A 23,115-nucleotide genomic window follows, 5' to 3' on the forward strand; every position below is an offset into this window, starting at 1 on the left:
GACGCGATGACGAGTGACGCGACGACCGGCGACGCGACGTCGCCCGACGCCGGACGCCCGCTGGTCGAGGTCCACGGCCTGACCAAGTCCTTCGGGGACCTGCACGTGCTGCGCGGCATCGACCTGAGCGTCGACCGCGGCAGCGTGACCGTGCTCATCGGCCCGTCCGGGTCCGGCAAGACGACGCTCCTGCGCTGCCTCAACTCCCTCGAGGTGCCCGAGGCCGGCACCGTGCGCGTCGACGACGTCGAGCTGGACCTGGCCCGTCGTCCCACGCGTGGCGAGCTCAAGCGGCTGCGCGCGACGTCCGGGATGGTCTTCCAGTCCCACCAGCTGTTCCCGCACCGCACGGCCCTGCAGAACGTCACCGAGGGCCCCGTCTTCGCACAGCGCCGACCGGTCGCGCAGGCGACGGCCGAGGCGACGGCGCTGCTCGCCAAGGTCGGGCTCGCGGACAAGGCCGACGCCTACCCGCACGAGCTCTCGGGCGGTCAGCAGCAGCGCGTCGGCATCGCCCGCGCGCTCGCGCTGCGGCCGCGGCTGCTGCTGTTCGATGAGCCCACCTCGGCGCTGGACCCCGAGACGGTGGGCGAGGTGCTCGCCGTCATGCGGGACCTCGCCGCCGAGGGGTGGACGATGGTGGTCGTCACGCACGAGATCCGGTTCGCCCGGCAGGTGGCCGACCACGTCGTGTTCATGGACGACGGCGTCGTGGTCGAGGAGGGCCGGCCGGACGACGTGCTGGGCGACCCGCGCCAGGAGCGCACACGGCGCTTCCTGCAGCGCATCCTCGACCCGCTCTGACGGGGGCTCAGCCGGGGCCGGGCGCCTGCCCGTTGCCGGGCGTCCCGCCGGCCGGTCGCCGTGCGGGCAGCTCGTCCGGTGCGACGTCCGCGGCGCGCACCGACACCACGTGCAGGACCAGCTCCAGCGGCCCGCGTCCGAGCGTCGCGTGCCACAGCCAGCACAGCGCGACCGTGACGAGCAGGAACCCGACCAGGCCACCGGCCGTCGGCTGCCACACGACCTGGTCCCCGAGCAGAGCGATGGCCAGCAGCTGGCCGGAGTAGGCCGTCAGCGCGAGCGCACCCGTCGCGGAGACCGGCGCCAGCGCCCGCGGCCACCGCACGCCGAGCGCCAGGCAGCCCGCCAGCACGAGCAGGCACGTGCCGGTGTTCCCGGCGACCTCGAAGAAGGTCGACGCGTGCGGCTCGGCCGTCGTCAGCTCGGTCACGCGGCCCAGCACCAGCCGCGCGGCCCACGCCCCGCCGTGCCCGACGACCACGAGCACGGCGCCCCAGCCGGCCAGCGCCGCGTGCGTGCGGGCCGCCCGCAGGTCGCTGCGGCCCACCGCGAGGCCGACCAGGACGTACGCGATCCACACGACGGCCGGGTAGTAGGACCCGACGAGGACGGAGAGCAGGTCGAGCGGCCGCTCGTCGGCGACCTGGAGGTGCGCGACGGCCAGCTGACGCACGACGGGCCCGACGAGCGCGACGCCGGCGGCCACGGCGACCAGCACCCACCGTGGCCAGCGCAGCGCGACGACGGCGGCGGCGAAGAGCGCGGCGTACACCACGAGGATCACCACGACGGGCGTCCCGAGCAGGACGAGCGCGGTGCCCACCGCGACCAGCAGCGCGGCCCGGACGAGGATCCGCAGCCGGGCCTGGACCAGGCGGGTGCCGTCGACCGGGTCGGCGCCGCCCGACAGCAGCGCCAGCCCGACACCGGCCAGCAGCACGAACAGGGCGGAGGGCCGCCCGTCGGCGAGCTGTGACCAGCCTCCCGGCGGGAAGGCGCGCTCCGCGTCCCGCGGGCCCACGTGCGCGACGACCATGCCGAGCACGGCGATCCCACGGGCGGTGTCCACCCCGACGATGCGTCGCACCCTCGGCATGCTAGGTCCTCGGCCTGGGACGACGTCCCAGGACACACCCTTCTCAGGATGTGACCTCATGCGTCCCGGCTGGTGGTCAGACGGCGAGCCCCGCGCCTACAGTGCCGTGTGACCACGCGGACCCACGACGTCTACACGCACGGCCACCACGAGAGCGTGCTGCGCTCGCACCGGTGGCGCACGGCGGAGAACTCCGCCGGGTACCTGCTGCCCGCCCTCGCGCCGGGCCAGCGGCTGCTCGACGTCGGGTGCGGGCCGGGCACCGTCACCGTCGACCTCGCGTCGCGGGTCGCCCCGGGCGAGGTCATGGGCGTCGACCGCTCGGCGGCGGTCCTGGCGGCCGCCTCCGAGCACGCGGCCGAGAAGGGCGCCACCAACGTGCGCTTCACCGTCGGCGACGCGTACGCGCTGGAGTTCGACGACGACACGTTCGACGTGGTCCACGCGCACCAGGTGCTGCAGCACCTCACGGACCCCGTCGCCGCGCTGCGCGAGATGCGCCGCGTCACCCGTCCCGGCGGTGTCGTCGCCGTCCGGGACGCCGACTACGCCGGCATGACGTGGTACCCCGCCCACCCCGGCCTCGACGAGTGGCAGGAGCTCTACCACGAGGTCACGCAGGCCAACGGCGCGGAGGCCGACGCGGGCCGGCGCCTGCTGTCCTGGGTGCGGCAGGCCGGCTTCGACCCCGCGGGCGTCGCCCCGGGCGCGGGCGTCTGGTGCTACGCGACCCCCGAGGACCGCACCTGGTGGTCGAGCCTGTGGGCCGACCGCTGCGTGACCTCGGACTTCGCCGTCCAGGCGATGGACCACAAGCTCGCCGACGAGGTCGCCCTCGAGCTGCTCGCCGACGCGTGGCGCGAGTGGGGCACGTCGCCCGACGGCTGGTTCCTCGTGCCGCACGGCGAGGTGCTGGCCCGCGCCTGACGCCGCCGCAGGGACCTAGGCTGGTCCCGTGCGCATCGCCAGGTTCACCAACGGTTCCGACCCCCGCTACGCGCTCGTCGAGGGCGAGCCCGGCCACGAGGAGCTCGTCGTCATCAGCGGCGACCCGATCTACACGCCGGTGCAGCCCACGGGCGAGCGGGTCCGGCTCGACGACGACGGCGTCCGGCTGCTCGCCCCCGTCATCCCGCGGTCCAAGGTCGTCGGCGTGGGCCGCAACTACGCCGCGCACGCCGCCGAGCACGGCAACGCCGTCCCCACGTCGCCGCTGCTGTTCCTCAAGCCCAACACGTCCGTGATCGGCCCGGACGACCCGATCGTGCTGCCCGACTGGACCGAGCACGTCGAGCACGAGGCCGAGCTGGCCGTCGTCATCGGCAAGGTCACCAAGGACGTGCCCCCGGAGCGTGCCCTGCACCACGTCTTCGGGTACACGGTCGCCAACGACGTGACGGCCCGCGACATCCAGCGCTCCGACGACCAGTGGACGCGGGCCAAGGGCTTCGACTCGTCCTGCCCGATCGGGCCGTGGATCGTCCCGGGCCTCGACGTCGACGACCTCGCGGTCACCGCCCGCGTCAACGGTGCGACCCGCCAGGACGGCCGCACGTCGCAGATGGTGTTCGACGTCGCCTACCTCGTGTCGTACGTCTCGGAGGTCTTCACGCTGCTGCCCGGCGACGTCATCCTCACCGGCACGCCCGCCGGTGTGGGACGCCTGGAGCACCGCGACGTCGTCGAGGTCGAGGTCGAGGAGATCGGGGTCCTGCGCAACCCCGTGCTGCGCCGCACGCCGTAGCCCTGGCCCCACCCCGGGCCGTACCCCTACGCTCGGCCGCACGGGACCGGCGGACGGGGGCGCGGCATGGACCTGCAGGTGGGGATCGACTGGCTCACGGACGCGCTGTACTCGTACTGGCTGGTCTACGTGCTGCTGGGCGCGGGCCTGTGGTTCACGGTGCGCACCGGTGTCGTCCAGGTCCGGCTCTTCCCGGCGATGCTGCGGCAGATCGCGTCGTCACGGTCCGACGCGGCCGGCGGCATCTCCTCGTTCCAGGCGTTCACGGTGGGCCTGGCCTCCCGCGTCGGCACGGGCAACATCGCCGGCGTCGCCGTCGCCCTGACGCTGGGCGGACCGGGCGCGATCTTCTGGATGTGGGTGGTCGCCGCCGTCGGCATGGCGACGGCCCTGGTGGAGGCGACCCTGGCGCAGGTCTTCAAGGTGCGCGCCGAGGACGGCTCGTACCGCGGCGGACCGGCCTACTACATCCAGCGCGGACTCGGCTCCTACCGGTGGGGCGCGGTGTTCGCGGTCCTGCTGGTCTTCACGTTCGGGTTCGCCTTCAACATGGTGCAGGCCAACACCATCGCGGACACGTTGTCCTCCAGCCACGAGGTCCCCGTCGCGTGGAGCGCCGTGGTCCTCATGATCGTCGCCGCGCCCGTGCTGTACGGGGGAGTGCGCCGCGTGGCCCGGGTCGCCGAGGCCGTGCTGCCGCTCATGGCCGGGGCGTACCTGCTGCTGGCGCTCGTCATCGTCGTGCTCAACCTGGGGGCGCTGCCCGACGTGCTCAGCCAGATCGTGCGCGGCGCGTTCGGCCTGGACACCGCGCTGGCCGGGACAGCGGGGGGCGTCCTGGCCGCCCTGCTCAACGGCACCAAGCGCGGGCTGTTCTCCAACGAGGCCGGGATGGGCTCGGCGCCCAACACCGCAGCGACGGCCACGGTGTCGCACCCGGTCAAGCAGGGGCTGGTCCAGTCCCTCGGCGTGTTCGTCGACACGATGCTGGTGTGCTCCGCGACGGCGTTCATCGTCCTGTCGGCCGGGCCCGACGTGTACGTGCCGGGCGAGACGGGCGCCACCGCGGGCGCCGCGCTGACGTCGCAGGCGGTCGCGCACGAGCTCGGCGCCTGGACCACGTACCCGATGACGGTGCTGGTCTTCACGTTCGCGTTCAGCTCGGTGCTCGGCAACTACTCCTACGCGGAGATCAACCTCACCTACCTGGGGATCCGGGGGCGGGCGCTGACGGCGCTGCGCACCCTGGTGCTGGCGTCCGTCGGTGTCGGCTCGCTGCTCGAGCTCACCACGGTGTGGGCGGTCGCGGACATCGCGATGGCGCTGATGGCCACCGTCAACCTCGTCGCGATCGTCCTGCTCTCCCGGTGGGCGCTGGGTGCGCTGGCCGACTACGGGGCGACCCGACGCGCCGGTACCGACGACCGGTTCGTGGGGCACGGCAACCCGCACCTGCCGGCCGACGTGCCCGGTGACGTGTGGGCGGCGGGCGTGCGGGACGGCGAGCCCGTCGGCGCCGCCTGACGGCCGCGGGGCTGCCCGCTCACGCCGGCGTCAGGTCCGCGCCCGGGGGCGTGCCGGTGACGCCCTCGGCGCCCAGGTCCCGGACCTCGTCGCGCAGCAGGCTCATGCGGGCGTCGAGCTCTGCCGCGGTCGTGGCGGCCTGCTGCAGCTCGGTGCGCAGGTGCGCGGGCACGTCGCCGCGGTACTTGTAGGACAGCTTGTGCTCGACGCTCGCCCAGAAGTCCATGGCGATCGTGCGGATCTGCACCTCGACGGGCACGTGCTCGGTGCGGTCGGACAGGAACACCGGGATCCGCACGATGAGGTGCAGCGACCGGTAGCCGTTGGCCTTGGGCTCGGCGATGTAGTCCTTGCGGCGCACGACCTCGACGTCGGGCTGCGAGGACAGCATGTCCGCCACCCAGTAGGCGTCGGAGACGAAGCTGCAGGTGATCCGGATGCCGGCGATGTCGAGGACCCGGTCGCGGATCGTCGCGGGATCGGCGGCGCAGCCGTAGCGTGCGGTCTTCTCCAGGATCGAGTCGATCGACTTCAGGCGCGAGCTCACGTGCTCGATCGGGTTGTGGTCGTGCGTCTGACGGAACTCGCCGCGCAGGATGCGGATCTTGGTGAGCATCTCCTCGATGCCGAACTCGTAGCCCATCCGGAACCGCGCGAGCTCGCGCTGCGCGTCGCGGACCTGGACCAGGGCGTCGTCGTCCACGACCGGCTCCAGCCCGGCGACGACGCGCGCGCGGACGGCGTGCGCGAGCGCCGCGCCCGGGGGAGGAGGGTCGACCACCTGCTCGGGCGTGGTGCCACGTTCCATGTCACCCCCAACGACGGCGCACGGGGCAACGTTCCGTGCTGGGTAGGCTGGCGGCGATCCCGCCCCCTGCCAGACCCGAGGTGTCCTGTGCCCGCCAGCAGCCCCGTGCGCGTCCGTTTCTGCCCGTCACCGACGGGCACGCCCCACGTCGGGCTCATCCGCACCGCGCTGTTCAACTGGGCGTACGCGCGGCACGTCGGCGGCACGTTCGTCTTCCGCATCGAGGACACCGACGCGGCCCGCGACTCCCAGGAGTCGTACGAGCAGCTGCTCGACGCGCTGCGCTGGCTCGGGATGGACTGGGACGAGGGCGTCGAGGTCGGTGGCCCGCACGAGCCGTACCGGCAGTCGCAGCGCATGGACCTGTACCGCGACGTCGTGGCCCGTCTGCTCGCCGGCGGGTACGCCTACGAGTCGTTCTCGACGCCCGAGGAGGTCGAGGCGCGGCACCGCGCCGCCGGGCGCGACCCCAAGCTCGGGTACGACGGGTTCGACCGCGACCTCACCGACGAGCAGAAGGCGGCCTTCCGCGCCGAGGGCCGCGAGGCCGTGATCCGCGTGCGCATGCCCGACGAGGACGTGACGTTCACCGACGTCGTGCGCGGCGAGATCACCTTCAAGGCCGGGTCGGTGCCCGACTACGTCATCGTCCGCGGCAACGGCCAGCCGCTGTACACCCTGGTCAACCCCGTCGACGACGCGCTCATGGGCATCACGCACGTGCTGCGCGGCGAGGACCTGCTGTCCTCCACCCCCCGCCAGGTCGTCCTGTACCGCGCGCTGCTGGAGCTGGGCGTCGCGAGCGTGGTGCCGCAGTTCGGCCACCTGCCGTACGTCATGGGCGAGGGCAACAAGAAGCTCTCCAAGCGGGACCCCGAGTCCAACCTCTTCCTGCACCGCGACCGCGGCTTCACGCCCGAGGGCCTGCTCAACTACCTCGCGCTGCTCGGCTGGTCGATCGCCCCGGACCGGGACGTGTTCACGATGGCCGAGATGGTCGAGGCGTTCGACGTCGCCGACGTCAACCCGAACCCCGCGCGGTTCGACCTCAAGAAGGCCGAGGCGATCAACGGCGCGCACGTGCGCCAGCTCGCGCCGGACGACTTCCGCGGCCGCCTCGTGCCGTACCTGCACGCGGCGGGCCTGGTCCCGGCGGACTCCTACGCCGACCTCTCGCCCGCGCACCGCGCCCTGCTCGACGCCGGCGCCCCGCTCGTCCAGGAGCGCATGACGCTGCTCGGCGAGGCGGTCGGCATGCTGGGCTTCCTGTTCGTCGCCGACGACGCGCTCGAGGTCGCCGACGACGCGCGCGGTGCCCTGCGCCCCGAGGCGGCCGACGTGCTCGACCGTGCCGCGCAGGTGCTGGGCGGCATCCCGGGCGACGCGTTCACGACGGACGCGACGCAGACCGCGCTCGCGGCCGCCCTCGTCGAGCCCGTCGAGGCCGGCGGCCTGGGCATCAAGCCGCGGTTCGCGTACACGCCGCTGCGGGTCGCGCTGACGGGCCGCCGTGTGTCGCCGCCGCTGTTCGAGTCCATGGAGATCCTCGGCAAGGACGCGACCCTGGTGCGGATCGCCGCACTGCGCGCGACCCTGTGACGGCGGTCGACGGGGTCCTGTTCGACATCGACGACACGCTCGTCGACACGCGCGCGGCGTTCCGCGTCGCGCTCGCGGCGGTCCTCGACCGGTACGCGCCGGGCGCCGACGTCGACGCGGCGCTCGCGCTGTGGCGCGCCGACCCCGGCGGGCACTACCGCGCGTACACGCGCGGGGAGCGCACGTTCCGCGAGCAGCGCATGACGCGCGCCAACGAGCTGCACGCGGCGCTCGGTGGGCCGGTGCTCGACGACGCCGCCTACGACGCGTGGGACGCGGTGTTCGACGACGCGTTCGCCTCGGGGTGGACCGCCCACGCGGACGCCGACCGGGCGCTGGCCCGGCTGCTCGACGCCGGGATCCGCATCGGCGCGCTGACGAACGCGCGGCACGCCTACCAGACGGCCAAGCTGGACCGCGCGGGCCTGGGCACGCGCCTCGAGGTCCTCGTCGGCGTCGACACCCTCGGCTACGGCAAGCCCGACCCGCGCGTGTTCCTCGAGGCGTGCCGACGCCTGGGCACCGCACCGGAGCGCACGGCGTACGTCGGCGACGAGCTCGACGTCGACGCGGTCGCGGCGCGGGAGGCGGGCCTGGTCGGCGTCTGGCTGGACCGCCCGGGGCCGCGCCGCGTCCCGGTGACCGACGCCGAGGTCGCGGCGGCCGGCGTGCTCGTCATCCGCACGCTCGACGACCTCGCCGGCATCCTCGACCTGACGTAGCCGCTCGGCCCCCGCACCACGACGCGTCGACTCGGTGGTGGGTCAGCGGCGACGTGCCGTGTACACGCGCGTGACGTAGGGGACAGGCACCCGGTCGAGCCCGGCGAGGTCCGGGTGCGTCGTGACCAGCGTCCGCACCCGGTCCAGCAGCGCCTCGCGCTCGTCGGGCGGCAGGACCAGCGCGTACGAGCGGGTGCCGGCCAGGCGCACGAGGTCCTCGGGAGCCAGGGCGTGCTCCCACCGCACGTCGGTGCGCAGCACGTCGGTGAACCCGTCACCGACCGTGGGGTGCGTGCCGCGTGCGAGCTGCGGCCCGGCGGCCTCGTGCAGCAGCGTGCCGTACGCCGCCACCCACGGCACGTCCTCGTCGCGGTCGTTCCACACGATCCCGAGGGTGCCGCCCGGACGCAGCACGCGGGCGACCTCGGCGGCCGCCGCCGGTTCGTCGAACCAGTGCCACGCCTGCGCGACCGTCACGGCGTCCACGGACGCGTCGGGCAGCGGGATCCGCTCGGCCGTGCCCGCGTGCACCTCGACCTGCGGGAGACGCGCGGCGAGCTGCTCGCGCATGCCCTCGGCGGGCTCGACGGCCACCACCTGCAGCCCGCGGGCCACGAGCGACGCGGTGAGCTTGCCGGTGCCGGCGGCCAGGTCCAGGACGTCGTGGGCCCGCGCCGGGACCAGCAGGTCGACCGCCGCGGGCGGGTAGCCGGGGCGGACGGCGTCGTACTCGTCGGCGTGGTGCGTGAACGACGCCGCGTGCTCCGCGTGCCGACGCTCGGGCCCCTCGCCCGGCGTGCTCACCGGCCGCCCAGCACGGCCAGCACCTCGTCGTGCAGCAGGCCGTTGGTGACCACGGCGTTGCCGCCGTGCGGGCCGTCGACCCCGGCCAGCGACGTGAACCTGCCGCCCGCCTCGGTGACGACGGGCACGAGCGCGGCCATGTCGTACAGCTCGAGCTCCGGCTCCGCGGCCACGTCCACCGCGCCCTCCGCGACGAGCACGTACGACCAGAAGTCGCCGTAGGCGCGGGTGCGCCACACCCGGCGGCCCAGGTCGAGGAACGGGTCGAGCCGCCCGTGCGCCTCCCACTCCGACAGGTCGGAGTACGACAGCGACGCGTCCTCCAGACGCTCGACGCCGGACACGCGCAGCCGGCTCGCCGCGGCGAGCGACTTGCCGGTGAACGCACCTGTGCCCTTGGCGGCCCACCACCGGCGCCCGAGCGCCGGCGCGCTGACCACGCCGAGCACGACCTCGTCGCCGTCCATCAGCGCCAGCAGCGTCGCCCACACCGGGACCCCGCGGACGAAGTTCTTGGTGCCGTCGATCGGGTCGACGACCCACCGGCGCGGACCGTGCCCCGTGTCCGAGCGCTCCTCGCCGTGCACGGCGTCGCGCGGGCGTGCTCGCCCGAGCTGTGAGCGCACCAGGTCCTCGGCGGCGCGGTCGGCGTCGGTCACCGGGGTCAGGTCCGGCTTGGTCTCGACCTGCAGGTCCTGCGCCTTGAACCGGGACATCGTCAGGGCGTCGACCGTGTCGGCGACGACGTGCGCCAGCCGGAGGTCGTCGTCGTAGGCCATGGGGCTCCTCACTACCGGTGCGGTTGCCGTCCACCGTCCTCGGCGGGCGGCCCGCGGCGTCAACCTACCGAAGGACCGGCGCGATCACCGGCCGCGCGCGCCGTCGCCGTCTCCGTCGTCCTCGACACCCAGACGGCTGACCAGGAGGCGACGGAACGAGTCGAGCCGCGCAGCCCGTGCCGCACGCGTGACGTCGTCCGGCGCCGCGGCGACCCACTCGTCGAGCGTGCAGTCGGGGGAGTCGGCCAGGTGCGTGCACCCGCGCGGGCACTCACGGGCGACGTCGTCGAGGTCCGCGAACGCCCCGAGCAGGTGGGCGGGGTCGACGTGCGCGAGCCCGAACGACCGCACGCCCGGGGTGTCGATGACCCAGGTCGGGGCGGTCGTCCCGTGGACCTCGAGGGCGATCGCCGACGACGAGGTGTGCCGCCCGCGGCCGGTGACGTCGTTGACGACGCCCACGGCGCGCCGCGCGTCGGGTACCAGGGCGTTCACCAGGGTCGACTTGCCGACGCCCGAGTGCCCCACCAGCACGGACACCGCGCCCGTCAGGACGTCGCGCAGCGCGTCGAGGCCCTCGATGGTGCGCTCACCCGTCGCGGGGTCCGTGCCGCGCCGGGTCACCACGACGTCGACGCCGATCGGTGCGTACATCGCGGTCAGCTCGCCGGCGTCCGCGAGGTCGCCCTTGGTCAGGGCGAGCAGCACCTCCATGCCCGCGTCGTACGCCGCGGCCACGCACCGGTCGATCATCCGCGTGCGCGGCTCGGGATCGGCCAGCGCGGTGACCACCACGAGCCGGTCGGCGTTGGCGACGATGATGCGCTCGACCGGGTCGGTGTCGTCCGCGGTGCGCCGCAGGACGGTCCGGCGCTCACCGATGCGCACGATCCGGGCGAGCGACCCGTCGGCTCCGGTCGTGTCCCCCACGACGTCGACGCGGTCGCCCGGGACGACGCGGTCGCGGCCCAGCTCGCGGGCCTTCATGGCGAGGATCCGCGTCTCGTCGGGGCCGCCGGGGTCGAGGAGCACGGTGTAGCGACCGCGGTCCACCGCGACGACCATCGCCGTGCGGGCGTCGGCGTGCTCGGGGCGTCGCTTGGTCCGGGGGCGCGAACCCCGACCGGGACGTATGCGCACGTCCCGCTCGTCGTAGCGCCGCTGGGGCATCAGGCGGTCGGTCCCGCCGTCAGCCCGTCGCGCACGACGTGGCCCGCGTCCGCCGACGCCAGCATGCCGGTCCACAGGTCGACGAACCCCGGGAGCGTCTTCGCCGTCGTCGCGACGTCCTCGACCTCCACACCGGGGACCCGCAGGCCGACGAGCGCACCGGCCGTGGCCATGCGGTGGTCGGCGTAGGTGCGCCAGGTGCCGCCGCGCAGCGCGCGCGGTGTGACGACCAGGCCGTCGGACGTCTGCTCGCACTGACCGCCCTGGCGGGTGATCTCCGCCGCCAGCGCCGCGAGGCGGTCGGTCTCGTGACCGCGCAGGTGCGCGATGCCGCGCAGGCGGGTGGGGGAGTCGGCGAGCGCAGCCAGCGCGGCGATCGTGGGGGCCAGCTCGCCGGCGGCGCGCAGGTCGAGGTCGACGCCGTGGACCTCGCCCGTCCCGCTGACGCTCAGCACGTCACCGTCGAGCGCGACCGTCGCGCCCATGCGCGTGAGGATGTCCGGCAGCAGGCCGCCCGGCTGCGTCGTCGACGCCGGCCAGGCGGGCACCCGCACCGTGCCGCCCGCGACCATCGCGGCGCACAGGAACGGCGCCGCGTTCGACAGGTCCGGCTCGACCTGCACGTCCCGGCCCGCGACCGCACCCGGCTCGACGTGCCAGATCTCGGGGCGCGAGTCGTCGACGACGACGCCGGCGTCGCGCAGGACCGCGACGGTCATCTCGATGTGGGGCAGGCTCGGCAGCGTCGGGCCGGTGTGCCGGACGGTGAGCCCCTGGTCGAACCGCGCCGCCGCGAGCAGCAGCCCGGAGACGAACTGGCTGGAGCCCGACGCGTCGACGTCGACGTTGCCGCCGCGCACGGCCCCGCGGCCGTGGACGGTGAACGGGAGGCGGCCCGGCTCGCCGTCGTCGTCCACGCGCACGTCGAGCGCGCGCAGGGCCTGCAGCAGCGGTCCCATGGGACGGGCCAGCGCCTCGACGTCCCCCGTGAAGCGCACCGGCCCGTCGGCCAGGGCCGCGACGGCGGGCAGGAAGCGCATGACCGTCCCCGCCAGACCGCAGTCGACGGTCACGTCCCCCCGCAGGGCGGCGGGCGTGACCTGCACGGCGTCACCGCCGAGGTCGACCTGCACGCCCAGCGTCTCGAGGGCCGACGCCATGAGCCGCGTGTCGCGGGAGACGAGCAGCGAGCGCAGCGTGCTCGGGCCCGCGGCGAGGGCGGCGAGCGCGAGGTAGCGGTTGCTCAGCGACTTCGACCCCGGCACCGCGACCGTGGCGTCCAGGGGCGCGACGGCGACGGGGGCGGACCACAGGTCGGGGTGCGGGCTCGTCATGCGGTCAGGCTAGCGGCGTCGGGACGGGGTCATCTCAGTGGTCCACGTGCTTGGAGACCTCGGCGGCGCGCGCGGCCTTGAGCGCGGCGCGGTCGGCGCGGGCGTGCTGCACGCGCCAGGAGACCCCGGGCCGGCCCTCGAGGTCGACGCCCACCAGCACGGCGCCGCCGGCGAACGACAGGGCCCGCACGAGCCGCTCCGTCCGCGCCTTCTTCTCCGCCGCGGTCAGGCCGCCGCGCCGGCCGACCGGCAGGTTGACCAGGACCAGGGGCACGGTCAGCCCGGCCAGCGCGAGGGCTGCCGCCCGCGGTGCGCGCCCGGCCGCGAGCATGCTGCCCGCGACGAGCACGGCCGCGCCGTGCGCCTGCGCCACGGTCGCGAGCTGGCGGTCGCTCAGATCGTGGTCGAGCAGCGCGGCGACGGGGGCGGGAGCCGAGGACCGGGCCGACGCGGGCACGCGGGTGCGCAGACCGTCGAGCCCGTCCCGCACGACCTGGGCGTGGGTGCCGGGGTGGCGCAGCGCGTCGAGCCCCTGGCTGACGAACCACGAGGCGAACAGGGGACGGGCGAGGCGACGCAGCAGCACGGGTTCCTCCTGGGAGATCCACCGCGGGTCGGCGGTGGTCCCACGCTAACGGCGTCCGTCGTCCGCAGCGCGTCCACACGGGGGAATGTCCGGACCGCCGAGCGGTGTTGGGTCGGTCATGAGCTGTGCAGTCGTGAGCCCTCCCGTGCCCGGGGCCGAGGTCGGTGCGTCCCCCTGGGGGGTGCCCGGGGTCCTGCCGGGTGGTGCGGCCCCCGGAGCACTAGGCTCGTGGCCGATGAGCGAGCTACCCGAGGGCGTCGAGGTCGGCGAGGACACCATGCGTGCCCCGCAGGGCGAGGACGACGCCGCCCGCACCGACAGGTTCGAGGCGGAGGCGCTGGTCTACCTGGACCAGCTGTACGGCGCTGCGCTGCGCATGACGCGCAACCCCGCCGACGCGGAGGACCTCGTCCAGGAGGCCTTCACCAAGGCGTTCGCGGCGTTCCACCAGTACCGGCCGGGGACCAACCTCAAGGCGTGGCTGTACCGCATCCTCACCAACACCTACATCAACACCTACCGCAAGAAGCAGCGCGAGCCGCAGCAGTCCCGGTCGGAGGAGATCGAGGACTGGCAGCTCGCGCGCGCGGAGTCCCACACGTCGCGGGGCCTGCGCTCGGCCGAGGCGGAGGCGCTGGACCACCTGCCGGACTCCGACGTGAAGGACGCCCTCCAGCAGATCCCGGAGGACTTCCGCATCGCCGTGTACCTCGCGGACGTCGAGGGCTTCGCCTACAAGGAGATCGCCGAGATCATGGGCACGCCCATCGGGACGGTGATGTCCCGCCTGCACCGGGGTCGCTCGCAGCTGCGCGACCTGCTGTCCGACTACGCGCGCGAGCGCGGCCTGGCCGGTGCGGCTCCGACGGTCCCGGACGGTGCGCGGTGAGCGGCGTCGAGGACGCGCGGAGCGCGCGGGTCCCGGCCGAGGGTGCCCCGTGCGGGTGCGACGAGGCCGTCGATCGGCTGTGGGAGTACGTGGACTCCGAGCTCGGGGAGCTCGACCACGCGCGGGTGGAGGCGCACCTGCACGCGTGCGCGCCGTGCCTGGAGGAGGAGCAGGTCGAGCTGCTCCTCAAGCAGCTGGTCCGGCGCTGCTGCCAGGAGGAGGCTCCGCCCACCCTGCGGCTGCGCATCCACGAGCAGCTCATGGTCCTGCGGCTGCGCACGGTGGCCGACGCGGGCGCCGAGCAGCGGGAACGCTGAGCCGGGGCCGGACGCGGCCGGCGACCCGGGGGACGGCGACGGGCCCGGAGCGAGGCTCCGGGCCCGTCGGCACGTCACGGCGTCGAACGCTCAGGCGTTGGGACGCTTGCCGTGGTTGGCGGCGTTCCCCTTGCGGGAGCGACGCTTGCGGCCACGCTTGCTCATCGCTGGTTCTCCTCGGGTCGCGGCGCGCGCGAAGACGGCGCGCACCGGGGATGTCGTCCCATCGTCCCACATCACGCCGCCGGTCCGCGCCGCGGTCGTCGGCTCAAGTGCGGGGGCCCGGATCCCGATATCCCTGACGTGAGCCAGCAGCCCCAGTCCGTCATCCCGTTCCTGCACGCCCTGGCCAGCACCGGGGGCTCCGACCTGCACTGCAAGGTCGGGTCCGCCCCGCGCGTGCGGGTCGACGGGCGGCTGCGCAAGCTGCAGGCGCCGGAGCTGCGCCCGCTGGACACCGAGCGGATGCTCGAGGAGGTCCTGCCCGACGACCTGGTCGACAAGTTCCGCGAGACCAAGGAGGCGGACTTCGCCTACTCGCTGTCGGGTGTGGGCCGGTTCCGGGTCAACGCCTACCAGGCCCGCGGCACGTTCGGCATGGTGTTCCGACGGGTCGCGGTCGGGGCGCAGTCGCTGGGGGAGCTGGGGCTGCCCGAGGTCGTCGGCGAGCTGGCGCTCGAGCCGCGCGGCCTGGTGCTCGTGACGGGCCCGACGGGGTCCGGCAAGACGACGACGCTCGCGTCGATGGTCGACCTCATCAACTCCTACCGTGAGGTCAACATCGTCACCATCGAGGACCCCATCGAGATCCTGCACGCCGACAAGAAGGCGATCGTCTCGCAGCGCGAGGTGCGCCAGGACACCGCCGACTTCACGGTCGCGCTGCGTGCCGCGATGCGGCAGGACCCGGACGTCATCCTCGTGGGTGAGATGCGTGACGTCGAGACGGTGCGCGCCGCGCTGTCCGCCGCGGAGACGGGGCACCTCGTCCTGTCGACGCTGCACACGATCGACGCGGCCGAGACCATCAACCGCATCGTCGACTTCTTCCCGCCGCACGAGCAGAAGCAGGTGCGCATCGCGCTGGCACAGTCGCTGCGCGGGATCGTGTCGCAGCGGCTGGTCCGCAAGGCCGACGGCAGCGGCCGCCAGGCGGCGATCGAGGTGATGGTCAACACGGGCCGCACGGCCGAGGCGATCATCGAGCCGCAGGAGAACCCTCCGCTGAACGACCTCATCAAGGAGGGGGACTTCTACAAGATGCAGACCTTCGACCAGCACCTCTACACGCTCGTGCGCGACGCGGTGGTGACGTTCGAGGAGGCGCTGGCGGTCGCGTCCAACCCGCACGACCTGACGGTCGAGCTCCGGGGCGCGGGCATCGTCGTCTGACCGCCCCCGCTCCGCCGACGGCCGGCGACCCCCGCGCGGGTCGTCGGCCGTCGGCGTCCGGGGCTTGCCCCCGCCCAACTCGCGATATAGCGTGTCTTCATCACACGACATATCGCGTTGGAGGCTCTCATGTCGACGGAATCCTGGGTCGTCGCCGGCCCGCAGGTCATCGAGGTCGAGGACGTGCGCGCCCTGCGCGTCGGGCTCGTCGGGGGGCGGGTGGACGTCGTCGCGCACGACGACCCCGACGCTCGCGGCGCCCGGCTCGAGGTGCACCGCGTCGACGGTCGCCCGCTGGAGGTGACCCTGTCCGACGGCGAGCTGCGCGTCGGGTACAGCTTCACCCTCGGCGGCTGGGAGGGCTTCGTCGAGAAGTTCCGCAACTTCCAGGACAAGGACCGGGCCGACGTCCACGTGGCCGTCCCGCGTGCCGTCCTGGCGAAGGTCGGGACGGTCAGCGCCGACGGCCTCGTCGCCGGGCTCCGGCAGGACGCGTCGGTGTCGACGGTCTCCGGGTCCGTCGTGGTCGACGACGTGCGCGGACGGCTGTCCACCAACTCCGTATCGGGTGAGATCGTCGTGCGCCGGCACGACGGCGACCTGCGGTTCAACACCGTGTCCGGCGAGTTCGCCGCGTCCGGTGACCTCACCCTCGTGCAGGGCAACTCCGTGTCGGGCGACGTCTCGCTGGACGTCGGCGCCGGGACGTCCTCGCTGACGGTCGCCACGGTCTCGGGTGACCTGACGGTGCGGCTGCCGGAGGCGGCCGGCCTGCAGGTGCGCGCGCAGTCCGTCTCCGGCCGGCTCGTCGTCGACGGTCGCGAGCACAAGGGTGCCGGGCCGGGTCACCGCACGGTCGACCTCGAGGCCGGCGAGGGCGGGGCGTTCATCTCCGCGACCACCGTCACGGGTCACGTCACCGTGCTGCGCGCTGCGGTCGCGGACGCCGTGGACGACGTGACGGACGCCGTCGTCGACGGGCACGCCTGATGGCCCAGGTCTTCGCCCACGGGCAGCTGCGGCTCTACCTGCTCGCGCTCCTGGAGGACGGCGCGCGGCACGGGTACGAGCTCATCACCGCGCTCAGCGACCGGTTCGGCGGCACGTACCGCCCCAGCGCGGGCACGGTGTACCCACGCCTCGCCCGGCTCGAGGAGGAGGGGCTGGTGCGTCGCTCCGACGAGGGTCGCAAGGCCACGTACACGCTGACCGACGCGGGTCGCGCCGAGCTCGACGCGCGTCGCGGAGACCTGGCGCACCTCGAGGCCGAGATCGCCGAGACGGTCCGGGAGCAGGCGTCCCAGGTGCGGCACGACGTGCAGGCGGCGATGCGCGGCCTGCGCGCGGACCTCGCGTCCGCGGCGCAGCGTGCCCGGGACGCCGCGACGCCCGTGCCGGGGGAGCCCGACCCGCAGCGCACGGCCTCGCACCGGCGCCGGGTGGAGGCCGAGGCGATCGTCCGCAGGTTCGGCGACGAGGTGCGCGCCGACCTGCGCCGCGCCGACGCCGGGGCCGGGGTCGACGAGCTCACGGTCGAGACGCTGCGCACCGTGCTGGACACCGCGTTGCGGACGATGCGCTCGACGGTGCGCTGAGCGCGGTGCGGCTCAGACGCCGTCGTCGGGCAGGCCCAGCCAGGTGTGCCAGCCGGTGTGCAGCACGAGCCAGGCCATGAGGCCGTAGCCGGCCTGGCCGGGCAGGTGCTGCGGCGACGTCGCCATGTCGGCGAGCCACTGGTCGTGCGTCGCGAGCGGGGAGTACATGTCGACGTACGGGACGCGGCGTCGCGAGGCCACGTCGCCGAGGGCGGCCGACAGCTCCCGGAGCCGGTCGTCCTCGTGCGGCGCGCCGGGCGGCGGCCCCACGACGAACGCGGGGATGCGGCGCTGGTCGGCGACGTCCAGCACGTTGGCGAGGTTGAGGCGGCTGCGCGCGAGCGACAGCCCCGCCGCGATGTCGGAGCGCCCCAGCGCCACGACGAGCCGGTTGTCGGCGTGGGGGGACAGGCGGCGGGACACCTCGGCGTCCCAGCGCGCACCCAGGTCCGTGCTCGTCTCGCCGGGCACCGCGAGCGTCAGGACGGTCAGCGGCTCAGGGGTGGGGGTGCGTGCCGCGACGCGTCCGACCCATCCCAGGCCCTTGGGGTCGCCGGTGCCGGCCGCCAGCTCGTCGCCCACGATCGCGAGGCGGAGGGGGAGCTCACCCACGCAGATCACTCCTGCCCTTGGCGCCCAGCGGCCGGACGGTCCGGCGCGTGCTGAGCCACATTCTCGCAGGCGACGGGTGCGGGACGGTGCCGCGGCGCGGCGCGTCGGGGGGACGTCGCCCCGAGCTGGGACTCAGGGGGTGGTGAAGGGCCACCCGGGGCGGGTCCCGGGCTCCGACGGGTGGGACCGCGGGGGCTCGCGGTGCCCGAGGCCGTCGGTCCGCACGGTGCGGACGAGGGCGACGAGCGAGGCGGGCAGGGCGGCAAGGAGGGCGATGATCCAGACGAGGTCCATGGCTGAAACTCTGCGCCCGTGGAGATCGCGCCACCAGCGGCGGAAATGACGCTGTGCGTTGAGATTCTGCCAACCCTGTGCCACGGTGGGCTCGTGCTCCGGACCGTCGCCGTCATCGCCCTGCCGCACGTGGCTGCCTTCGAGCTCGGCACCGCGTGCGAGGTCTTCGGCATCGACCGCGCCGACACCGGTGGTCCCTCGTTCGACTTCCGCGTCTGCGGCCCCGAGCCCGGCGCGGTGGTGCCGAGCAAGGGTGGCTTCTCCGTGGTGGTGGACCACGGGCTCGAGGTGACGCGCGACGCCGACCTCGTGGTCGTCCCCGCCTACGGCATGCCCGCCGCCCCCGTCCCCGAGCCGGTGCTGGACGCGCTGCGTACCGCCCACGCCCGCGGGGCGTGGGTCCTGTCGATCTGCAGCGGCGCCTTCGCCCTCGGGGAGGCCGGCCTGCTCGACGGGCGGCGCTGCACCACGCACTGGCTGCACGCCGCCGCGCTCGCGGCGCGGTTCCCCACCGCGTCCGTCGACCCGGACGTCCTGTTCGTCGAGGACGACCGCGTCATCACGGGCGCGGGAACTGCGGCCGGGATCGACGCCTGCCTGCACCTCGTGCGCCGTGAGCTCGGTGCGGCGGCCGCGACCAGCGTCGCCCGCCGCATGGTCGTCCCGCCGCAGCGCGACGGCGGCCAGGCGCAGTACGTCGACACCCCGCTGCCGCCCGTGGCGGACACGCTCGCGCCGCTGCTCGCCTGGATGCTCGAGCACCTGGACGCGGACCTCGACGTCCCGACCCTCGCCGCCCGTGCGCTGATGTCGGAGCGCACGTTCGCCCGCAGGTTCCGTGCGGAGACGGGCGCGACGCCGGCCGCCTGGCTCGCCCGGCAGCGTGTCGCGCGCGCCCAGGAGCTGCTCGAGCGCACCGACGCCCCCGTCGACGAGGTCGCCCGGCGCAGCGGCTTCAGCTCCGGCGCGCTGCTGCGGCACCACTTCGCGCGGACGCTGGGGACCACGCCGCTGGCCTACCGGCGGCGCTTCACCTGCACGTCGGACGCGCCGACGCACGACGCTCCGGCGGGTGTGCCGGGCTGACGACCGCGACCGGGTCGCCCCGCACGACCGGGTCGCCGCGCAGGACGGGGCCGGGCCGTCCGCGTCGCCGCGGACCGGTCCGACCCCGTCGGTGCGACCTCAGCGCGCGAACGCGCCGTCGATCAGCGCCTTCTGCTCGGCGGCGTGCTTCTTGGCGGACCCGGCCGCCGGCGACGCGGACTCGGGCCGCGAGACGACCTGCAGCTCGCGGCCGACGATCTCCGGCAGGTGCGTCGACACGAACGTCCACGGACCCTGGTTGCGCGGCTCGTCCTGCACCCAGACCAGCTCGGCGTCACCGTAGGGCGCCAGCGCGGCGGCGATCGCGTCGCGGTCGAGCGGGTAGAGCTGCTCGAACCGCACGATCGCCGTCTGCTGGTCGCCGGAGGACACGCGGTGGGCGAGGAGGTCCCAGTAGACCTTGCCGGAGCACAGCAGCACCCGCGTCACCTGGTCGGCCTTCGCCGCCGCGAGGTCGTCCCCGACCACGGGACGGAACGTGCCGGACGTGAAGTCCTGCACGTCGGACGTCGCCGCCTTCAGGCGCAGCATCGACTTGGGCGTGAAGACCACCAGCGGGCGGCGCGGGCGCTCGTACGCCTGGCGGCGCAGCAGGTGGAAGTGCGAGGCCGGGGTGGACGGCTGCGCGATCGTCATGTTGTCCTCGGCGGCCAGCTGCAGGAACCGCTCGATCCGCGCGGAGGAGTGGTCCGGCCCCTGGCCCTCGTAGCCGTGCGGCAGCAGCAGGACGACCGACGAGCGCTGCGCCCACTTCTGCTGGGCGGAGGAGATGAACTCGTCGATGACCGTCTGGGCGCCGTTGACGAAGTCGCCGAACTGCGCCTCCCACAGCACGAGGGCGTCGGGACGCTCCACCGAGTAGCCGTACTCGAAGCCGAGGGCCGCGTACTCCGAGAGCGAGGAGTCGTAGACCCAGAACTTGGCCTGGTCCGCCGACAGGTACAGCAGCGGCGTCCACTCGGCGCCCGTCTCGCGGTCGTGCAGCACCGCGTGCCGCTGCACGAACGTGCCGCGCCGCGAGTCCTGACCCGCGAGCCGCACCGGGGTGCCCTCGATCAGCAGCGAGCCGAACGCGAGGATCTCGCCGTAGCCCCAGTCGATGCCGCCGTCGCGGCTCATGTGCTCGCGCTTGCTCAGCAGCTGCGCCAGCTTGGGGTGGACCGTGAAGCCCTCGGGCGGGCTGACGTGCGCCTGGCCGATGCGGTGCAGGATCGACGCCGGGACGGCCGTCTTCCAGCCGACCATGACGCCGGCGTCCTCCTGCTGCGACTCCGGACGCTCGAGGCCGGCGACCGTCTCGACGTCCGCCGGCGGCGGCGTCCAGCCGTCCTCGCGCGTCTCGGTGAACACGCGCTCGAGCTGCGACTGGTAGTCGCGCAGGGCCTGCTCGGCCTCCTCGATCGTGATGTCCCCGCGGGCCACGAGGGTCTCGGTGTAGATCTTGCGCACCGAGCGCTTGGCCTCGATGAGGTTGTACATCAGCGGCTGGGTCATCGAGGGGTCGTCGCCCTCGTTGTGACCGCGGCGGCGGTAGCAGACCATGTCGATGATGACGTCGCGGTCGAACTGCTCGCGGTACTCGAAGGCGAGCTCGGCGACGCGCACCACGGCCTCGGGGTCGTCCCCGTTGACGTGGAAGATCGGCACCTGCAGGCCCTTGGCCACGTCCGTCGCGTACTGCGACGACCGCGACGAGGACGGCCCCGTGGTGAACCCGACCTGGTTGTTGACGATCACGTGGATCGTGCCGCCGGTGCGGTACCCGCGCAGCTGCGCGAGGTTGAGCGTCTCGAACACGACGCCCTGGCCGGCGAAGGCCGCGTCGCCGTGGATGAGGATCGGCAGCACGGAGAACCCGTCGCCACCGAGGTCGATGCGGTCCTGCTTGGCCCGCACGATGCCCTCGAGCACCGGGTCGACCGCCTCCAGGTGCGACGGGTTCGCCGCGAGGTAGACGTCGGTCGTGGCACCCGACTCCGCGGTGAAGACGCCCTCGGTGCCCAGGTGGTACTTCACGTCGCCCGAGCCCTGGACCGACTTCGGGTCCTGGTTGCCCTCGAACTCGCTGAAGATCTGCCCGTAGGACTTGCCGGCGATGTTCGCCAGCACGTTGAGCCGCCCGCGGTGCGCCATGCCGATGCCGACCTCGTCCAGGCCGCCGTTGGCCGCGCGCGACAGGATCGCGTCGAGGAGCGCGATGAGCGACTCGCCGCCCTCGAGCGAGAACCGCTTCTGGCCCACGAACTTGGTCTGCAGGAACGTCTCGAACGCCTCCGCGGCGTTGAGCCGGCGCAGGATCCGCAGCTGGTCCTCGCGCGGCGTGCGCGCGTAGCCGGACTCGAGACGCTCCTGGAGCCAGCGGCGCTGGCGCGGGTCCTGCAGGTGCATGTACTCGGCGCCGACGGTCCGGCAGTACGAGTCGCGCAGCAGGCCGAGCACCTCGCGCAGCGTGGCCCGCGTCCGGCCGGTGAACCCGCCGGTCGGGAACGTGCGGTCCAGGTCCCACAGCGTCAGGCCGTGGTTCTGGACGTCGAGGTCCGGGTGCTTGCGCTGGCGGTAGGCGAGCGGGTCGGTGTCCGCCATGAGGTGCCCGCGCGAGCGGTACGCGTGGATGAGCTCGGCGATCCGGGCCGGCTTGATCGCCTCGGCGTCGGGGTCGTGGTTCGCGTCCCGCACCCAGCGCACCGGCTCGTACGGCACGCGCAGGGCCGCGAAGACGCGGTCGTAGAAGCCGTCCTCACCGAGCAGCTTGCGCGACAGGATCCGCAGGAAGTCGCCCGACTGGGCGCCCTGGATGATCCGGTGGTCGTACGTCGAGGTGATCGTCAGGACCTTCGAGACGCCCATCCGGTTGAGCTGCTCGTCCGACGTCCCGGCGAACTCGGCCGGGTAGTCCATGGCGCCGACGCCGACGATCGTGCCCTGCCCCTGCATGAGGCGGGGGACGGAGTGCACGGTCCCGATGGTGCCGGGGTTGGTCAGCGAGATCGTCGTGCCGGCGAAGTCGTCGACGGTCAGCTTGTTGTTGCGCGCGCGCCGTACGACGTCCTCGTACGCGGTCCAGAACTGCGCGAAGTCGAGCGTCTCGGCCTTCTTGATCGACGGCACCAGCAGCTGGCGCGTGCCGTCCGGCTTCGCCAGGTCGATCGCCAGCCCGAGGTTGACGTGGGCCGGTGCGAGCACGCCCGGCTTGCCGTCGACGAGGGTGTACGACGAGTTCATCGCCGGCATCTCGCTCACGGCCTCGACCAGGGCGAACCCGATGAGGTGGGTGAACGACACCTTGCCGCCGCGACCGCGGGACAGGTGGTTGTTGATGACGATGCGGTTGTCGACCATGAGCTTGGCCGGCACGGCGCGCACCGACGTCGCCGTCGGCACCTCGAGCGAGGCCTCCATGTTCGTCACGACCCGGGCCGCGGGGCCGCGCAGCTTCTGCACGTCGTCGACGGCCGGCATGTCGGGCGACCCGGCGCGCCGGGTCGCCACCTCGGCGTACGGCGCGGTGGCGGGCTGGGCGGTCGCCACGGGGGAGGGCGGCACCTCCTGCGGGGCCGTCGGCGGGGCACCGGCGGGTGGGGCCGCCGGAGCCGGCGCCCCGCCCGCGGGTGCCGGCGCCGCCGGCGCGGGGCCGGCGGGCGCGGCAGCCGGGGGAGCGTCACCCGGAGGGGCGGCCGCGCCGGCGTCGCCGTTGCTCGCAGCACCCGTCGTCTCGGGCTTGTAGCCCTCGAAGAAGTCCCACCACGCGGGGTCCACCGCGTGACGGTCCTTCTGGTACTGCTCGTACAGCTCGTCGACCAGCCACTCGTTCGCGCCGAAGTCGGCACGGGTGGAGTCTGACTGCGCGTTCTGCGTCACGCTGGGATCGCCCACTTCCGGTGCGCGGTGCACGGCCCGCGCCATCGCCAGTTTGTTGATGACAACACTACGTGGTCGGCG

Annotated in this window: 23 protein-coding genes; 12 read left to right on the forward strand and 11 right to left on the reverse strand. The window is 74.0% G+C overall.

What is annotated here, in order from left to right; translation table 11 throughout:
- Positions 1–6 precede the first annotated feature (6 nt).
- On the forward strand, positions 7–804 hold the full coding sequence (locus Cph01nite_RS09570; RefSeq protein ID WP_275407395.1) for an amino acid ABC transporter ATP-binding protein: 798 nt from the start codon (positions 7–9) through the stop codon (positions 802–804).
- Positions 805–811: 7 nt separating this feature from the next.
- On the opposite strand, the gene Cph01nite_RS09575 is transcribed toward Cph01nite_RS09570, so the two are convergent.
- Positions 812–1,900, reverse strand: coding sequence for a heparan-alpha-glucosaminide N-acetyltransferase domain-containing protein (locus tag Cph01nite_RS09575; protein ID WP_203673591.1), 1,089 nt, complete (start codon positions 1,898–1,900; stop codon positions 812–814).
- Between the two features lie 108 nt (positions 1,901–2,008).
- Here Cph01nite_RS09575 and Cph01nite_RS09580 point away from each other — a divergent pair, with 108 nt between their 5' ends.
- From Cph01nite_RS09580 to Cph01nite_RS09590, 3 genes are all read left to right on the forward strand, one after another.
- Positions 2,009–2,827: a methyltransferase domain-containing protein gene (locus tag Cph01nite_RS09580; RefSeq protein WP_203673593.1), complete on the forward strand. Its 819-nt coding sequence runs from the start codon at positions 2,009–2,011 to the stop codon at positions 2,825–2,827.
- A 28-nt stretch (positions 2,828–2,855) separates the two neighbouring features.
- The gene (locus tag Cph01nite_RS09585; protein WP_203673595.1) at positions 2,856–3,644 is read left to right on the forward strand and encodes a fumarylacetoacetate hydrolase family protein; all 789 of its coding nucleotides are present in this window, start codon (positions 2,856–2,858) and stop codon (positions 3,642–3,644) included.
- 66 nt (positions 3,645–3,710) lie between these two features.
- Positions 3,711–5,168: an alanine/glycine:cation symporter family protein gene (locus tag Cph01nite_RS09590; RefSeq protein ID WP_203673597.1), complete on the forward strand. Its 1,458-nt coding sequence runs from the start codon at positions 3,711–3,713 to the stop codon at positions 5,166–5,168.
- Between the two features lie 19 nt (positions 5,169–5,187).
- Here Cph01nite_RS09590 and Cph01nite_RS09595 read toward each other — a convergent pair whose 3' ends face one another.
- Positions 5,188–5,976: a GTP pyrophosphokinase gene (locus tag Cph01nite_RS09595; protein WP_203673599.1), complete on the reverse strand. Its 789-nt coding sequence runs from the start codon at positions 5,974–5,976 to the stop codon at positions 5,188–5,190.
- Positions 5,977–6,063: 87 nt separating this feature from the next.
- On the opposite strand from Cph01nite_RS09595, the gene gltX reads away from it, so the two are divergent.
- Together gltX and Cph01nite_RS09605 are read left to right on the forward strand one after the other, a co-directional pair.
- Positions 6,064–7,575, forward strand: a complete 1,512-nt coding sequence (gene gltX / locus Cph01nite_RS09600) for a glutamate--tRNA ligase (RefSeq protein ID WP_203673601.1) — start codon at positions 6,064–6,066, stop codon at positions 7,573–7,575.
- On the forward strand, positions 7,572–8,297 hold the full coding sequence (locus tag Cph01nite_RS09605; RefSeq protein ID WP_203673603.1) for an HAD family hydrolase: 726 nt from the start codon (positions 7,572–7,574) through the stop codon (positions 8,295–8,297). Before gltX ends, Cph01nite_RS09605 begins: the two co-directional genes overlap by 4 nt.
- A gap of 42 nt (positions 8,298–8,339) precedes the next feature.
- On the opposite strand, the gene Cph01nite_RS09610 is transcribed toward Cph01nite_RS09605, so the two are convergent.
- From Cph01nite_RS09610 to Cph01nite_RS09630, 5 genes are all read right to left on the reverse strand, one after another.
- Positions 8,340–9,101 carry a class I SAM-dependent methyltransferase gene (locus tag Cph01nite_RS09610; protein WP_203673604.1) on the reverse strand — a complete coding sequence of 254 codons (762 nt, stop codon included), beginning with the start codon at positions 9,099–9,101 and terminating at the stop codon, positions 8,340–8,342.
- Complete coding sequence (gene hisN / locus Cph01nite_RS09615) at positions 9,098–9,880, reverse strand: histidinol-phosphatase (protein WP_203673606.1); 783 nt, start codon at positions 9,878–9,880, stop codon at positions 9,098–9,100. Before hisN ends, Cph01nite_RS09610 begins: the two co-directional genes overlap by 4 nt.
- An 84-nt stretch (positions 9,881–9,964) precedes the next feature.
- The gene (rsgA, locus tag Cph01nite_RS09620) at positions 9,965–11,050 is read right to left on the reverse strand and encodes a ribosome small subunit-dependent GTPase A (protein ID WP_203673608.1); all 1,086 of its coding nucleotides are present in this window, start codon (positions 11,048–11,050) and stop codon (positions 9,965–9,967) included.
- Positions 11,050–12,384, reverse strand: a complete 1,335-nt coding sequence (aroA, locus tag Cph01nite_RS09625; RefSeq protein ID WP_203673610.1) for a 3-phosphoshikimate 1-carboxyvinyltransferase — start codon at positions 12,382–12,384, stop codon at positions 11,050–11,052. Before aroA ends, rsgA begins: the two co-directional genes overlap by 1 nt.
- A 34-nt stretch (positions 12,385–12,418) precedes the next feature.
- A complete protein-coding gene (locus tag Cph01nite_RS09630; RefSeq protein ID WP_203673612.1) occupies positions 12,419–12,970 on the reverse strand; it encodes a DoxX family membrane protein in 552 nt (183 codons plus the stop codon).
- Positions 12,971–13,088: 118 nt separating this feature from the next.
- Between Cph01nite_RS09630 and Cph01nite_RS09635 the strand changes: the two genes are divergently transcribed.
- Both Cph01nite_RS09635 and rsrA read left to right on the forward strand, forming a co-directional pair.
- Positions 13,089–13,859 (forward strand): sigma-70 family RNA polymerase sigma factor, encoded by a 771-nt coding sequence (locus Cph01nite_RS09635; protein ID WP_275407396.1) that lies wholly within the window; start codon positions 13,089–13,091, stop codon positions 13,857–13,859.
- Positions 13,856–14,176 (forward strand): mycothiol system anti-sigma-R factor, encoded by a 321-nt coding sequence (gene rsrA, locus Cph01nite_RS09640; RefSeq protein WP_203673614.1) that lies wholly within the window; start codon positions 13,856–13,858, stop codon positions 14,174–14,176. Before Cph01nite_RS09635 ends, rsrA begins: the two co-directional genes overlap by 4 nt.
- 90 nt (positions 14,177–14,266) lie before the next feature.
- Here rsrA and Cph01nite_RS19350 read toward each other — a convergent pair whose 3' ends face one another.
- Entirely contained in the window at positions 14,267–14,341 is a 75-nt protein-coding gene (locus Cph01nite_RS19350; RefSeq protein WP_099052597.1) for a 50S ribosomal protein bL37, read from the reverse strand.
- Positions 14,342–14,479: 138 nt separating this feature from the next.
- Between Cph01nite_RS19350 and Cph01nite_RS09645 the strand changes: the two genes are divergently transcribed.
- The 3 genes from Cph01nite_RS09645 to Cph01nite_RS09655 all read left to right on the forward strand — a co-directional run bounded on the left by Cph01nite_RS09645 (position 14,480) and on the right by Cph01nite_RS09655 (position 17,163).
- Entirely contained in the window at positions 14,480–15,568 is a 1,089-nt protein-coding gene (locus Cph01nite_RS09645; protein ID WP_203673617.1) for a type IV pilus twitching motility protein PilT, read from the forward strand.
- 129 nt (positions 15,569–15,697) lie between these two features.
- Positions 15,698–16,558: a DUF4097 family beta strand repeat-containing protein gene (locus tag Cph01nite_RS09650; RefSeq protein ID WP_203673618.1), complete on the forward strand. Its 861-nt coding sequence runs from the start codon at positions 15,698–15,700 to the stop codon at positions 16,556–16,558.
- Positions 16,558–17,163, forward strand: a complete 606-nt coding sequence (locus tag Cph01nite_RS09655) for a PadR family transcriptional regulator (RefSeq protein ID WP_203673620.1) — start codon at positions 16,558–16,560, stop codon at positions 17,161–17,163. Before Cph01nite_RS09650 ends, Cph01nite_RS09655 begins: the two co-directional genes overlap by 1 nt.
- 12 nt (positions 17,164–17,175) lie before the next feature.
- Here the strand turns inward: Cph01nite_RS09655 and Cph01nite_RS09660 are convergent, their stop codons facing one another.
- Together Cph01nite_RS09660 and Cph01nite_RS09665 are read right to left on the reverse strand one after the other, a co-directional pair.
- Positions 17,176–17,775 carry a GDSL-type esterase/lipase family protein gene (locus Cph01nite_RS09660; RefSeq protein ID WP_203673622.1) on the reverse strand — a complete coding sequence of 200 codons (600 nt, stop codon included), beginning with the start codon at positions 17,773–17,775 and terminating at the stop codon, positions 17,176–17,178.
- Between the two features lie 132 nt (positions 17,776–17,907).
- Positions 17,908–18,069 carry a hypothetical protein gene (locus Cph01nite_RS09665; RefSeq protein ID WP_203673624.1) on the reverse strand — a complete coding sequence of 54 codons (162 nt, stop codon included), beginning with the start codon at positions 18,067–18,069 and terminating at the stop codon, positions 17,908–17,910.
- Positions 18,070–18,162: 93 nt separating this feature from the next.
- Here Cph01nite_RS09665 and Cph01nite_RS09670 point away from each other — a divergent pair, with 93 nt between their 5' ends.
- Entirely contained in the window at positions 18,163–19,155 is a 993-nt protein-coding gene (locus Cph01nite_RS09670; protein ID WP_203673626.1) for a GlxA family transcriptional regulator, read from the forward strand.
- Positions 19,156–19,254: 99 nt separating this feature from the next.
- Here the strand turns inward: Cph01nite_RS09670 and Cph01nite_RS09675 are convergent, their stop codons facing one another.
- Complete coding sequence (locus Cph01nite_RS09675; RefSeq protein WP_203673628.1) at positions 19,255–23,034, reverse strand: multifunctional oxoglutarate decarboxylase/oxoglutarate dehydrogenase thiamine pyrophosphate-binding subunit/dihydrolipoyllysine-residue succinyltransferase subunit; 3,780 nt, start codon at positions 23,032–23,034, stop codon at positions 19,255–19,257.
- Between the last annotated feature and the right edge of the window lie 81 nt (positions 23,035–23,115).

Source organism: Cellulomonas phragmiteti (genome assembly GCF_016862775.1).
GTDB classification, from domain to species: Bacteria; Actinomycetota; Actinomycetes; order Actinomycetales; family Cellulomonadaceae; genus Cellulomonas; species Cellulomonas phragmiteti.

What these genes read in the sequence shown, in the direction of transcription:
- Cph01nite_RS09590 (WP_203673597.1), top strand. Translation starts at nt 3,711, where the DNA reads ATGGACCTGCAGGTGGGGATCGACTGGCTCACGGACGCGCTGTACTCG.
- Cph01nite_RS09575 (WP_203673591.1), bottom strand. Translation starts at nt 1,900, where the DNA reads ATGCCGAGGGTGCGACGCATCGTCGGGGTGGACACCGCCCGTGGGATC.
- aroA (WP_203673610.1), bottom strand. Translation starts at nt 12,384, where the DNA reads ATGACGAGCCCGCACCCCGACCTGTGGTCCGCCCCCGTCGCCGTCGCG.
- Cph01nite_RS09595 (WP_203673599.1), bottom strand. Translation starts at nt 5,976, where the DNA reads ATGGAACGTGGCACCACGCCCGAGCAGGTGGTCGACCCTCCTCCCCCG.
- Cph01nite_RS09665 (WP_203673624.1), bottom strand. Translation starts at nt 18,069, where the DNA reads ATGGACCTCGTCTGGATCATCGCCCTCCTTGCCGCCCTGCCCGCCTCG.
- Cph01nite_RS09655 (WP_203673620.1), top strand. Translation starts at nt 16,558, where the DNA reads ATGGCCCAGGTCTTCGCCCACGGGCAGCTGCGGCTCTACCTGCTCGCG.
- Cph01nite_RS09635 (WP_275407396.1), top strand. Translation starts at nt 13,089, where the DNA reads ATGAGCTGTGCAGTCGTGAGCCCTCCCGTGCCCGGGGCCGAGGTCGGT.
- hisN (WP_203673606.1), bottom strand. Translation starts at nt 9,880, where the DNA reads ATGGCCTACGACGACGACCTCCGGCTGGCGCACGTCGTCGCCGACACG.
- Cph01nite_RS09650 (WP_203673618.1), top strand. Translation starts at nt 15,698, where the DNA reads ATGTCGACGGAATCCTGGGTCGTCGCCGGCCCGCAGGTCATCGAGGTC.
- Cph01nite_RS09570 (WP_275407395.1), top strand. Translation starts at nt 7, where the DNA reads ATGACGAGTGACGCGACGACCGGCGACGCGACGTCGCCCGACGCCGGA.
- rsgA (WP_203673608.1), bottom strand. Translation starts at nt 11,050, where the DNA reads ATGCCCCAGCGGCGCTACGACGAGCGGGACGTGCGCATACGTCCCGGT.